Genomic DNA, 13,916 nt, shown 5'->3' on the forward strand with positions numbered 1-13,916 from the left:
TTATTTTATCTATATTGTAATTTATTATAATATGTATAAAATTTAAATTTTTAATTACCTAGCTAAAAAACATAAAAAAATTTGTTAAAATGTAGAAATACTACATAATAAGAAATCAGTTAAGTGTTATTAAAATAACTTTATTAAGCCTTTATATTATATTATTATAGCAAATGGGAAAGAATAATCTACATTAAGTTAATTTGTTAATAAATTGTTATTAAAACACACAATTTGCCGTAGTAGAAATATGATATAATATAAAAAAAAGTATATACTTTTATATTAAAAGGTGATATATTATTTATGAAAATCGTTTAATGTATACAATAATATATCTATGACAAAATAATAAAATATAAGTTTTTAGACATTTATTATGAATCAAAATTGATTACATATCATTTATAAAAATCTAAGGAGGAAATAATAATGAAAATATTAGTATTAAACTGTGGGAGTTCTTCATTAAAATATCAATTAATAGATATGAGTAATGAAGAAGTTTTATGTATAGGATTAGTTGAAAGAATAGGAATCGAAGGTTCTATACTTAAACATGAAAAAGCAGGAAGAGATGATAAATACATTGTTGAACAACCAATGAAAGACCATAAAGATGCAATAGCATTAGTATTAGAAGCTGTTGCTCACCCAGAATTTGGTGCAGTTAAAGAAATGAAAGAAATAGATGCAGTAGGGCATAGAGTTGTTCATGCTGGAGAAAAATTTGCAACTTCAGTAGTAATAACTCCAGAAGTAGAAGAAGCTTTAAAAGAATGTATAGATTTAGCTCCACTTCATAATCCAGCAAACATAATGGGAATTGATGCTTGTAAGGCTATACTTCCAGGTGTACCAATGGTAGGAGTATTTGATACTGCTTTCCATCAAACAATGCCTAAATCTTCATACTTATATGGTTTACCTCATGAATTATATACTAAATATGGAGTAAGAAGATATGGGTTCCATGGAACTTCTCATAACTATGTATCTCAAAAAGCAGCAGAGATGTTAGGAAAAGATATAAAAGACTTAAAAATAGTAACTTGTCACTTAGGAAATGGTGCTTCTATAGCTGCTGTTGATGGTGGAAGATGTATAGATACATCTATGGGATTCACTCCATTAGAAGGATTAATAATGGGAACTAGATGTGGAGATATAGACCCTGCTATACTACCTTTCTTAATGAGAAAAGAAGGTTTAGATGCTGATGGATTAGATAAATTAATGAACAAGGAATCTGGAGTATATGGAATGACTGGAATTTCTAGTGATTTCAGAGATATAGAAGATGCAGCTAAAAATGGAGATGAAAGAGCTCAAGCAACATTAGAAGCTTATGTTAAAAAAGTACAAAAGTATATAGGTGCTTATGCTGCTGAAATGAATGGATTAGATGTTGTAGTATTTACTGCTGGTGTAGGTGAAAATGGAAAGGCTATAAGAGCAGACATAGCTTCTAATATGGAGTTCTTAGGAATGAAACTAGATAAGGAAGCTAATGATGTTAGAGGAAAAGAAACAGTAATATCTACTGATGACTCTAAAGTAAAAATGCTTTTAATACCAACTAACGAAGAATTAATGATAGCTAGAGATACATTAAGATTAGTAAAATAATTTAATTAAACTTATGCCTATCAAGTAAAAATACTTGACAAACAAATGCTAGATTTGTATAATAAATTTGGTGATATGTTGAGGTGAACTTAATGAAAGTTAGCATAGAAAAAATAAATAGAAAAGAAACTGACAAAATAGACTTGAATTTTTGTGAAAAAATTGATACTATTAGTTATTGTGATGAGATTTACAAATTAGTATCACCTGTAAATTTAAAAGGTAAAGTATCAAAGACTAATAAAGGTTTGTATCTAGATATAGATGTTAATTTTACAATTGTTGACAATTGTTCAAGATGTCTTAAAGAAGTAGAAATACCATTAGAGTATTCTATACAAGGTTTTTTAGTAAAAGAAGAAGATTATGATGAAGATGAATTTGAGGAGTTTGATCCTTTTATATTCGATGGTGAAGAAATCGACCTTATTGATATAATAGAACAGACATTAGATTTTAATGTGCCTCATAAAGTTCTTTGTAGTGAAAACTGTAAAGGTCTTTGTCAAGGATGCGGAGCAAACTTAAATAAAGAAGAATGTTCTTGCAGTGAAATTACAAACGATGAGGAATACATAGATCCTCGTTTTGCTAAATTAAAAGATTTATTTAATTAAATTTTGACTAAGGAGGTGGCGTAAATGGCAGTACCAAAGCGTAAAACGTCTAAATCAAACACAAAAATGAGAAGAGCAGCTAACTCAAAGATGGAAGCAACAGGATTTGTAAGTTGCCCACAATGTCATGAGCCAAAATTACCACATAGAGTGTGTCCAGACTGTGGATATTATAAAGGTAAAGAAGTTGTATCTAAGTAATAGCTTCTAAAAAACATGTAGAGTGTACTCTACATGTTTTTTTGTACATATAAAAAAGATGATTTACTAGAGAAATAAATGGATTTTATGCATATTAAAAATTAGAAAAATAATAATATAAGTATTGAAAATTTTTGTGTGTTACTATATACTACTATTAGTAGCTGGTACTAATTACAGCTATAAAATTTGGAGGGAACATGAAAAAGAAGAGTAAAGCCCAAAGACAACAAGAGCTTATAGATATGCTAAAGACTGATCCTTTTTATACTGATGAAGAATTATCAAGTTTGTTTAATGTTAGTATACAGACAATAAGATTAGATAGAATGAGTCTAAACATACCAGAGCTAAGAGAAAGAGTCAAATCAATAGCAGAAACTCAGAGTTCAAAAGTAAAGACTTTAGGAGTAAAGGAAATTACAGGCGAAATCATTGATTTATCTGTAGGGCAATTAGGTATATCTATGTTAGAAGTTACAGAGGACATGATTTACTCTAAAACTAATACTTTGAAAGATACGTATATATTTTCTCTAGCAGATTCATTAGCAATGGCTATAATAGATGCACCTAAAGTTATTATGAGAGTTGCAAATGTAAAATGTTTTAAGTTGATAGAACAACAAGACAGACTTATAGCAAAAGCAGAAGTGTATAGAAATATAGACAAAAAGCATTATGTAAAAGTTGTTATCAACAATAAAGCCCAAGAGCAAATATTTAGAGGGAAGTTTATCTTTGAAGAGTTAGATTAGGAGGAAAATCATGAAAATAGTAATAGATGGAATGGGTGGAGATAATGCACCAAAATCTAATGTAGAAGGCGCAGTAAATGCTATAAAAGAATATCAAGTAGATTTAATAATCACAGGAGATAAAGATTTATTAGAAAAGGAATTTTCAAATTATGAATTTGATAAAAATAAACTAGAAATAGTTCATACTACTGAGATTATAGGAAATGAAGATAAACCAGTTAAGGCTATAAGAAGCAAAAAAGATTCATCTATGGTAGTAGCATTAAACCTCGTAAAAGAAGGTAAGGCAGATGCTATAATATCAGCTGGAAACACAGGAGCTTTACTTGCTGGTGGATTATTTGTAGTCGGTAGAATAAAAGGAATTGATAGACCTTGCTTATGCTCAGCAATACCAAATGTAAAGCGAGGAATGACACTTATAGCAGACTGTGGTGCGAATGCAGATTGTAAATCTAAGAATCTAGTTGAATTTGCAGCTATGAGTAATATTTACTCAAGAAAAGTGTTGGGACTTGAAAATCCTAAAGTGGCACTAGCAAATGTTGGACTAGAAGAAGGTAAAGGCAATGATTTAGTTAAAAAATCATATGAGGAAATTAAAAAATTAGATTTAAATTTTATAGGGAATGTAGAAGCTAGAGAGGTTATAAATGCATATACAGATATAATTATTTGTGATGGATTTACAGGTAATATATTACTTAAATCTGCTGAAGGGGTAGCCCTTTCAGTTATGAGTCTTATAAAGGAAACTTTTATGGCTAGTACAAAAAGCAAAATAGGAGCATTACTTATAAAAGATGATTTAAAAAAATTAAAGAGTTTTATAGATTATTCTGAGTATGGTGGAGCTCCACTTCTAGGATTAAATGGAGGAGTTATAAAGGCTCATGGTAGCTCTGATGCTAAAGCTATAAAAAATGCTATAAATCAAGGTATAAAATTTACAAAAGGAAAAGTTGTTGAGGATATCAATCAATTTATAAGTAAATATAATGAAGAAAATAAAAATAACGAAGATGAATAAACTCGTTTTGGAGGTTTAATATATAATGAATACAAAGGCTGGAATATTAGGTGTGGGAAGTTATCTACCTGAGAAATCATATGATAATTTTCACTTCGAAAAAATAATGGATACATCAGATGAGTGGATAAGCACTAGAACTGGTATTAAGGAAAGAAGATTTGTAGAAGATAATGAAGCGACTTCTGACCTAGCATCTAAGGCTGCTTTAAAAGCTATAGAGTGTGCAAAGTTAAATGTAGAGGACATAGAGTTGATTATTTTGGCAACAATTACTCCTGATATGTCTTTGCCTTCAACTGCATGTATAGTACAAGAAGCAATAGGAGCAGTGAATGCTACTGCATTTGATATATCAGCAGCTTGTTCTGGATTTGTATATGGAGTAACTATTGCAAAGCAATTTGTGGAAACTGGTTGTTATAAAAATGTACTTGTAATAGGAGCAGAAACTTGCTCAAAGTTTCTAAACTACAATGATAGGTCAACAGCAGTATTATTTGGAGATGGTGCTGGAGCAGCTGTTATTGGACCTGTAAGTGAAGGCGGAATCCTATCTACACATATGGGTTCTGATGGTAGGGGAAAAGATTGTTTAAAGATACCTGCTGGAGGTTCAAGACTTAGAGCAAGTAAAGATACTGTAGAAGCTAATCTACATACAATAGAGATGGCAGGTAGCGATGTATTTAAGTTTGCAGTTAGAAAGATGGCAGAAACATCTTTAACAGCTCTTGAAAAAGCAAATTTAAATACAACTGATATAGACTATCTAATACCACATCAAGCTAATATAAGAATAATACAAGCTTCTTCTAAGAGATTAGGGCTTGATATGAATAAGGTTTATGTAAATATAAATAAGTATGGAAATATGTCTGCTGCATCTATACCTGTTGCGCTAGATGAAGCATATAAAGAAGGAAAAATCAAAAAAGGTGATAATGTAGTTTTAGTTGGCTTTGGTGGAGGTTTAACTTGGGGAGCTTCAGTTGTTAAGTGGACTTTATAGTACAAAACATCTAAAATTCTTTAATTAACAAAATTAGCTTTATCTAAAAATTAAAGTTAATTTACAATAAAAAGTTTACTTTTGATTTTAAGTGAAGGAGAATGATATGAATAAAATTTGCAAACTGTTAAATATAAAATACCCAGTTATCCAAGGGGGAATGGCATGGGTAGCTACTGCATCATTAGCAAGTGCTGTATCTAATGCAGGTGGACTTGGAATAATAGCAGCAGGAAATGCACCAAAAGAAGCTATAAAGGAAGAAATTGTTAAATGTAAAGAATTAACAGATAAACCTTTTGGTGTAAATGTAATGCTTATGTCACCATTTGTAGATGATATAATAGATTTAATTATAGAAGAGAAGGTTCAAGTTATTACTACTGGTGCTGGAAATCCTGCAAAGTATATGGACAGATTAAAAGAAGCTGGAACAAAAGTTATACCTGTAGTACCAACAATAGCTTTAGCGCAAAGAATGGAAAAGTTAGGAGCTACAGCAGTAATTGCTGAAGGGACAGAAGGTGGAGGACACATAGGAGAACTTACTACTATGGTTTTAGTTCCACAAGTTGCTGATGCTGTTAATATACCTGTAATAGCAGCAGGAGGTATTGTAGATGGTAGAGGTATTGTTGCTTCATTTGCACTGGGTGCGAATGCAGTTCAAGTAGGAACTAGATTTATTTGTAGTGAAGAGTGTTCTGTACATTTAAACTACAAAGAATTAGTGTTAAAAGCAAAAGATAGAGATGCAATTGTTACAGGAAGAAGCACAGGTCATCCAGTAAGAACATTAAAAAATAAATTATCAAAAGAATTCTTAAAGATGGAACAAAATGGAGCTACTCCTGAAGAATTAGACCAAAAAGGTACAGGTGCTTTAAGATTTGCAACAGTAGATGGAGATATAGAAAAAGGTTCATTTATGGCAGGTCAAAGTGCTGCTATGGTAAAAAAAATAACACCTTGTAAAGAAATTATAGAAACTATGGTAAATCAAGCAAAAGAGATTATGCCAGGCATAGAACTGTAAATCAGGAGGAGCATGATGGGAAAAGTTGCACTAGTATTTCCTGGTCAAGGAGCCCAGTATGTAGGGATGGCTAAGGATTTATATGAAAATAACGAGGTTGCCAAAAATGTGATAGACGAGGCTTGTAGTGCCTTAAATATAGATTTAAAAAAGCTTATGTTTGAGGGTAGTGAAGAAGAACTTTCTAAAACTGAAAATACTCAACCAGCTATGGTTACACATAGTGTAGCTGTACTAAAAGCGATACAATCAAAAATAGATTTAAAATATGATGCATGTTTAGGTTTATCTTTAGGAGAATATAGTGCATTAGTTGCAGCAGATGCAATTGATTTTAAAGATGCTGTATGCCTAGTTAAAAAAAGAGGTAAATTTATGCAGGAAACAGTCCCAACAGGGGTTGGAGCCATGGCAGCGATTTTAGGTTTAGATAGAGAAATATTAGGAAGTGTTGTAAAAGACATACAAGGAGGGATTGTAGAAGTAGCAAATTACAATTCTCCTGGTCAGATAGTTATATCTGGTGAAAATGAAAAGATAGAAGAAGCAATGGTAAAATGTAAAGAGGCAGGAGCAAAAAGAGCTGTTAAATTAAATGTAAGTGGGCCTTTCCACTCATCAATGTTAAGAGAAGCTGGAGTAAAACTAGCTAGTGAATTAGACAAAGTTAATATAACTAAGCCTAAAGTTGATGTAGTAGCAAATGTAAATGCAGATTACTATGAAAATGAAGGTAAAGACTTGCTTATAAAACAAGTAAGTTCTTCTGTACTTTGGGAAGATTCTATAGAAAGATTATTAAATGATGGGTATGATACTTTTATAGAAATGGGACCAGGAAAAACTTTAAAAGCATTTATTAAGAAGATAGCCTCTAATAAAAAAGCAAGTGTGAATATTTACAATATAGATGGTATAGATTCTTTAAATGAATTTGTACAAGATTATGGAAATGGAGAGATATAATGATAAATCTTACAGGACAAGTAGCAATTGTTACTGGTGGCTCTAGAGGTATAGGGAGAGAAATAGCAAAGAAACTAGCATCTCTTGGAGCTGATATAGTAATCAATTATACTTCTAAAGAGGATGAAGCCCTAAAAACTAAAAGTGAAATAGAAGGTATGGGTGTAAAATGTACTTCTATAAAATGTGATGTATCTAAATCTGATGAAGTAAATCAAATGATGGACTCTATTATAAAAGAGTTTGGAAAAATTGATATATTAGTTAATAATGCAGGTATAACTAAAGATGCATTACTTATGAGAATGAAAGAAGAAGATTTTGATAGAGTTATAGATATAAATTTAAAAGGTGTATTTAATTGTACAAAAGCAGTTATTAAACCTATGATGAAAAAGAAATATGGTAGAATAATAAATATGACTTCAGTAGTTGGAATCATGGGAAATGCAGGTCAAACTAATTACTGTGCATCAAAAGCTGGCGTGATTGGATTTACAAAATCTTCTGCAAGAGAATTAGCATCAAGAAATATAAATATAAATGCAGTGGCACCAGGATTTATAGAAACAGATATGACTAAAGTACTAAGTGATGAGGTAAAAGAATCAACACTATCAAATATACCAAAAAAATCTTATGGTAAACCAGAAGATGTAGCCAATGCTGTAGCATTTTTAGTTAGTGATATGTCAAGTTATATAACAGGACAAGTGTTAAATGTAGATGGTGGAATGGTAATGCAATAATAAAAAATAATACTTTAAAAAGTAGAGAAATCTATTTAAAATAAAAATTAAAATAAAAAATCTTAGGAGGAACACAATGTTTAATAAAGTTGTAGAAATAATAATAGAACAATTAGGAGTAGAAGATAAAGAAATAACTATGGAAACATCATTAATGAAAGATTTAGAAGCAGATTCATTAGATGCAGTAGAAATAATAATGGCACTTGAAGATGAATTTGGTATAGAAATACCAGATACAGAAGCAGAAAACTTCAAATCTATAGGGGACATAGTTAACTATATAGAAGCTAACAAATAGTCGAGCTTTAAAAAAGTGGAGGTATCAGATGAATAAAAGAGTAGTAATAACGGGACTTGGATGTGTTACACCATTGGGAACAGGAAAAGAAGAGTTCTGGAACAATATAAAATCTGGAGTATCTGGTATAGATAAAATAACTAATTTTGATGCTAGCACATATCAAACTCAAATAGCAGGAGAAGTTAAGAATTTTCATCCAGAGGAATATATAAGCAAAAAAGAATTAAAGAGATTAGATAAATTTGCTCAATTTGCAATAGTTTCTGCAAAATTAGCAGTTGAAGATGCAAATCTTGATTTAGATAAAGTTGATAGAGAACGTGTTGGAGTTATAATAGGCTCTGGTATAGGTGGGGTTGAAGCAATAGAAACTCAACATAAAATTCTTTTAGAAAAAGGAAACAAAAGAGTAAGTTCACTATTTGTACCTATGATGATAGGAAACATGGCAGCAGGTCAAGTTTCAATATTTTTAGGAGCAAAAGGACCTAATACTAATGTATGTACAGCTTGTGCATCAGGAACTCATTCAATAGGTGATGCCTTTAAGGTTATACAAAGAGGAGATGCAGATATTATGGTAGCAGGAGGCTCTGAAGCTGCTGTAACAGGACTTGCATTTGCTGGATTCTGTAATATGAAGGCTATGTCAACTAGAAATGATGACCCTAAAACTGCATCACGCCCATTTGACAAGGACAGAGATGGATTTGTAATGGGAGAAGGAGCAGGTATTGTTATATTAGAAGACTTAGAACATGCTTTAGCAAGGGGTGCAAAAATATATGCAGAAGTAGTAGGATATGGTTTAACTGCTGATGCATATCATATGACAACTCCAGCTGAAAATGGAGAAGGAGCAGCTAGGTCTATGAATATGGCTTTAAAAGATGGAAATGTTCCACTAGAAGAAGTAGATTATATAAATGCTCATGGAACTTCAACTTATTATAATGACCTATATGAAACTATGGCTATAAAAACTGTATTTGGAGAAAATGCATATAATTTATGTGTATCATCGACAAAATCTATGACTGGTCATTTATTAGGAGCATCAGGTGCAATAGAAGCAGTTGTTTGTGCAATGAGTATAGAAGATAATTTTGTACCTCCAACTATAAATATACAAGAAGTTGGCGAAGATTTAGATTTAGATTATGTTCCAAATAAAGGTAAAGAAAAAGATATTAGATATGCACTATCAAATTCTTTAGGTTTTGGTGGGCATAATGCTACAATTGTACTAAAAAAATATGTATAAATAAATGACAAATATTAAAAATAACATTAAAAAACAAGCACTTGTTTTTGACCTTATAAATTTATATTAACTAAATTAAAAGTCCCCTAAATTAGAATAAATGTCTAATTTAGGGGACTTTTTTATTAAATTTTAATTCTAGCACATGTTGTAAATCATTTTGATATATTGTATCATAAATTATTGAGAGGTTATATATATGCAATTTTTCATTCTACAATATACAGAAGGAGGGCTAAAATTTTGAATTTTAGACTACCAAAGAAAAGTTTACCCAAAAAGATAATTTTTATAGCTATAATACTTATTAGTATTATTTTGTTTATAGGGTATGATCAAAATGGACTTAAAGAAAGAGAAATTATAAATAAGGGAAAATATATGTCTGAAAGTCTTGTGTCGGATAAGAAGTATGATGAAGCAAAAAAAATGGTCAAAACTTCTTTTGAATCTATCCCAGAAAAAAAATACAATAAAGTATATAATGAAGTTTGGGATATGTTAAAGACTATTTCATATGTCCCAGATGGAACGAAGATAATTATTGATTCGTTAGAAAAGATGAGAACATCAGATGTAAAATTATCTGATGAATGTAGATTTGGTATAGAGAAAAGACTAGCATCAGTGTACATAATGGATAATAATTATTCTAGCGCAGTAGATTTAACTGTAAAGTCTATAAAATTAGCTGAGAAATTAGGGGATAATTATGAAAAAGCAAGACTAGATGTTGATTTGGCGAGCATACTTTTAAAGGTAGGTGGATATGAAACAGGAGAAAAATTAATAAAGGATTCTTTTAAGATAGATGTTGATGAAGATGAAAAAAATGGAATGGTTAGATTATATGCTCTTATAAATTTAGCAGAAATATATGTAGAGTTGGGAGAATATGATAAAGCCATTGAAACATGTAGCAATGTAAAAGACTATAAAAAGTTTGTAAACATAGATGATTACAATGATTTTGAAATAATGGCTTCTATAATGCAGGCAAATGCACATGTAGGAAAAAATGAGATATCAAAGGCAAAGACTCTTTTAGAAAGAGCTGATTATCTTATAAAATATGATAAATCAATTCATATATTAGATAAAGGTATGTATTACTATATGGCAATGGGAAATTTGGAATATAAAAGTAAAAACTATGATTCTGCAATAGATAACTATAAAAAAAGCCTAGAGATATCTACTAAAAGAAAGTTAACTCAAGAGAAAATAAAAACCTTAAATGAAATATTGAATATATATGAGAAACAAGGGAATGTAAACTCTGTAAATAAGTACCAGAAGATATTAATAAATGAATATAAAGAGAGCAAAAGTATAAGAGATTCGGAAATTAGTTTTTATATAATTGATAAGGTATCACGTGAAAGTGAGTTTTTTGAAAAAAGTAAAAAAGAAATTAAGTCTTATAAAATATTATTTAGTGTAATTTTAATTATTACATTAGGTTCTACTTTTTTATATAATAGATTGAAGTACTTTAAAGCACAAAATTTACATGATGGACTTACAAATGTTTATAATAGGAAAAGTTTTGATATTATGTATAATAAGTACAGAGAAAAAGATGATAACTTTGCACTTGTAATGATAGATATAGATAATTTTAAACTTATAAATGATAATTATGGACATAAATTTGGAGACGTTGTCATAAAGGGTATAGTAAATACTATTTGTGTTATGCTTGAGCAAGAAGATAAAGTATTTAGATATGGTGGAGAAGAGTTTTCTGTATTGATAAGAGATAAATCTGGTGAAGAAGTGTTTGATATAATTGACAATATAAGAAATGCAATTGAAAATAAAAAATGGGGTGAAGATGTGACTGTAACTATAAGTGCAGGTATAGCCCATGTCTCTGATAGTAAAAATATATTAGAAGAAGCTGATAAAAATCTATATAAAGCAAAACAGCTTGGAAGAAATAAAGTAGTGTACAAATAATTGTATATTATATAGATATGAGGTATAAATATGAAGCAGTCAATAGCTATAGTAACAGATAAGATAACTAAACTATCATCTTTCTTGGAAGAAAATATACGATTAGTTTTAGAAAATTATCTTGATATAAATCATTATTATTTAGAAAATTTAAAAGATGATGATAAAATACAAGGTGATTTTGTTTTAGTAATGAATGATGACAGATTAAATAGCATGAGAAAGCATTTAGTACAAGATAGTAAAATTATAGTTGTGAGAAGAACTCTTAAAGAAAAAGAAATATATGGATTGTTTTCAATACCATATGGAACAGAAGTATTAGTTGTAAATGACACAAAAGAAACTACTTTAGAAACAATAAGTCTGTTTTATAAGATAGGAGTAAAAAATTTAAAGCTTACTCCATATATTGAAGGACAAACCTATGAAAATATAGATATAGCCATAACACCTGGAGTAACCCAAAAAGTACCAAATTATATAAATAAGGTAATTGATTTAGGAAATAGATACATTGATATATCTACTTTTATAGAGATAATAAATGGGCTTAAAATTGATGTGAAGGAAATAAGAAAAAATCTGATGGTATATTCTGAACGTCTAATAAGCTTAGATAATGGTGTCAAAGACAATTATAGACAATTATTTCTAAAAATAGAAGAACAAGATGTTATATTAAATTTGTCAAAGGATGGAATAATATTTACTTCAATAGATGGTGTTGTAAATACATTTAATAAAGAAGTATTAAAAATTTTAGGTATAGACAGAAATATACGAGGAAAAAACATAAAAGATATTATCTCTAAAGATTTGGATATTTTACTTGAAGATAAAGAAATTGCTGATGAAGTTGTATTTACAAATAAGAAATATATAAATGTAAATAAAAAAAATATATTTTCTATGGGTAATAAAGCTGGTATATACTACAATTTACAAGAAATAACCTATATAAAAAAATTAGAACAAAATCTTACCAATAAATTAAGAGAGCAAGGTCAAATAGCAAAGTACACATTCAAAGATATAAAAACTAAGAATAAGAGGATGACAAAGTGTATAGAGTTAGCTAAAAAAATATCTAAATCAGACCTTTCTGTTTTAATAATAGGAGAGAGTGGAACTGGTAAAGAATTATTATCCCAATCAATTCACAATAACTCTAATAGAAGTAATCAGCCTTTTATAGCAGTTAATTGCGCTGCAGTTCCAGATAGCTTATTAGAAAGTCAGTTATTTGGCTATGAAAAAGGCTCTTTTACAGGAGCATTAAGAGAAGGGAAAAAAGGTCTATTTGAACTTGCAAACAATGGAACTATATTTTTAGATGAGATTGGAGATATGCCTCCATTATTACAGACAAAATTACTTAGAGTACTTCAAGAAAAACAAGTTATGCCTATAGGCTCCCACAATGTTATAAATATAGATGTTAGAATTATAGCTGCGACAAATAAAAATTTACCTAAAATGATTAGAGAAGGTAAATTTAGAGAAGATTTGTATTATAGATTGAATGTACTACCAATAGACATACCATCATTGAGGGAGAGAAAAGAAGATATAATAACTCTCATGAATTTCTTTTTGGAAAAGGACATAAAAATTTCTCCTGAAGTTGAGGTTATTTTAGAAAAATACAATTGGCCAGGAAATATAAGAGAGTTGCAAAATGTTGCTTCTTATGTAAGTTTAATGTGTGAAAGTATGGTTTTTAAAGATGACCTTCCACCTTATATAAAGACAGAATATATTAGTAGCTTTGATGATGGGGTTAGTTATACAAAAAAAGAATTTGAGTATATACTTAGAATACTATATGAAAGAAAAGATTTAACTTCTGGAGTTGGAAGAGGTTTTATAATAGAAAAACTTACAGAGGAGGGTATTGAAATATCTGAAAGTAAAGTAAGAAAAGTATTGTCTTATTTGAGTGAGTGTGGATACATATCATCTAAATCTGGAAGATGTGGAAGTCAAATAACACAAGAAGGTATAAAGTTTTACAATAATATGAATTAGGTATATTAAAGTAAAAGATTCTAAATAGAAATATCTTAGAACTTGGAAAGATATATATAAAAGTTAAACCATCTTATGCTCAAATTAACATTTAATACTATATATTAAAAGCATATAAAAATAAATTAAATATAAATAGGTTTAGACAATAGGTTTAGATAGGTAATAGGTTATAAGTAAATAACCCATTACCTATTTTTATTTGCAAAAAAATTTGTATTTATATCTAAAAATAAAAAAATATTTGATGGAAGCATTGTGAATACTTGATAAATAATAAATAAACGTAAAGTATAAATTTTGGCATATATATTGCTAACTATATAGATAAGACAACAAAATAATTGGGAGGTT

General features: G+C 29.4%; 13 protein-coding genes. All 13 read left to right on the forward strand.

Annotated features, from left to right (window positions below; all coding sequences use genetic code 11):
• The first annotated feature begins 432 nt into the window (after positions 1 to 432).
• A complete protein-coding gene (locus IC758_RS05775) occupies positions 433 to 1,629 on the forward strand; it encodes an acetate/propionate family kinase (protein ID WP_227434098.1) in 1,197 nt (398 codons plus the stop codon).
• 92 nt (positions 1,630 to 1,721) lie between these two features.
• Complete coding sequence (locus IC758_RS05780) at positions 1,722 to 2,246, forward strand: YceD family protein (RefSeq protein WP_227434099.1); 525 nt, start codon at positions 1,722 to 1,724, stop codon at positions 2,244 to 2,246.
• Positions 2,247 to 2,270: 24 nt separating this feature from the next.
• Entirely contained in the window at positions 2,271 to 2,447 is a 177-nt protein-coding gene (rpmF, locus tag IC758_RS05785; RefSeq protein ID WP_003419113.1) for a 50S ribosomal protein L32, read from the forward strand.
• A gap of 200 nt (positions 2,448 to 2,647) precedes the next feature.
• A complete protein-coding gene (gene fapR / locus IC758_RS05790; RefSeq protein WP_227434100.1) occupies positions 2,648 to 3,205 on the forward strand; it encodes a transcription factor FapR in 558 nt (185 codons plus the stop codon).
• Positions 3,206 to 3,215: 10 nt separating this feature from the next.
• Positions 3,216 to 4,238, forward strand: a complete 1,023-nt coding sequence (plsX, locus tag IC758_RS05795) for a phosphate acyltransferase PlsX (protein ID WP_227434101.1) — start codon at positions 3,216 to 3,218, stop codon at positions 4,236 to 4,238.
• A 25-nt stretch (positions 4,239 to 4,263) separates the two neighbouring features.
• Positions 4,264 to 5,250: a beta-ketoacyl-ACP synthase III gene (locus IC758_RS05800; protein WP_227434102.1), complete on the forward strand. Its 987-nt coding sequence runs from the start codon at positions 4,264 to 4,266 to the stop codon at positions 5,248 to 5,250.
• A gap of 106 nt (positions 5,251 to 5,356) precedes the next feature.
• Positions 5,357 to 6,286: an enoyl-[acyl-carrier-protein] reductase FabK gene (gene fabK, locus IC758_RS05805; RefSeq protein WP_227434103.1), complete on the forward strand. Its 930-nt coding sequence runs from the start codon at positions 5,357 to 5,359 to the stop codon at positions 6,284 to 6,286.
• A 15-nt stretch (positions 6,287 to 6,301) separates the two neighbouring features.
• Positions 6,302 to 7,252, forward strand: a complete 951-nt coding sequence (fabD, locus tag IC758_RS05810) for an ACP S-malonyltransferase (protein ID WP_227434104.1) — start codon at positions 6,302 to 6,304, stop codon at positions 7,250 to 7,252.
• On the forward strand, positions 7,252 to 8,001 hold the full coding sequence (gene fabG / locus IC758_RS05815) for a 3-oxoacyl-[acyl-carrier-protein] reductase (protein ID WP_227434105.1): 750 nt from the start codon (positions 7,252 to 7,254) through the stop codon (positions 7,999 to 8,001). Before fabD ends, fabG begins: the two co-directional genes overlap by 1 nt.
• A gap of 76 nt (positions 8,002 to 8,077) precedes the next feature.
• Entirely contained in the window at positions 8,078 to 8,302 is a 225-nt protein-coding gene (acpP, locus tag IC758_RS05820) for an acyl carrier protein (RefSeq protein ID WP_227434106.1), read from the forward strand.
• A 28-nt stretch (positions 8,303 to 8,330) separates the two neighbouring features.
• Complete coding sequence (gene fabF / locus IC758_RS05825) at positions 8,331 to 9,569, forward strand: beta-ketoacyl-ACP synthase II (RefSeq protein ID WP_227434107.1); 1,239 nt, start codon at positions 8,331 to 8,333, stop codon at positions 9,567 to 9,569.
• Between the two features lie 243 nt (positions 9,570 to 9,812).
• Positions 9,813 to 11,531 carry a tetratricopeptide repeat-containing diguanylate cyclase gene (locus IC758_RS05830; protein WP_227434108.1) on the forward strand — a complete coding sequence of 573 codons (1,719 nt, stop codon included), beginning with the start codon at positions 9,813 to 9,815 and terminating at the stop codon, positions 11,529 to 11,531.
• Between the two features lie 30 nt (positions 11,532 to 11,561).
• The gene (locus tag IC758_RS05835; RefSeq protein ID WP_227434109.1) at positions 11,562 to 13,562 is read left to right on the forward strand and encodes a sigma 54-interacting transcriptional regulator; all 2,001 of its coding nucleotides are present in this window, start codon (positions 11,562 to 11,564) and stop codon (positions 13,560 to 13,562) included.
• Positions 13,563 to 13,916: the final 354 nt, after the last annotated feature.

This window comes from Clostridioides sp. ES-W-0016-02 (genome assembly GCF_020641035.1).
Classification (GTDB): domain Bacteria; phylum Bacillota; class Clostridia; order Peptostreptococcales; family Peptostreptococcaceae; genus Clostridioides.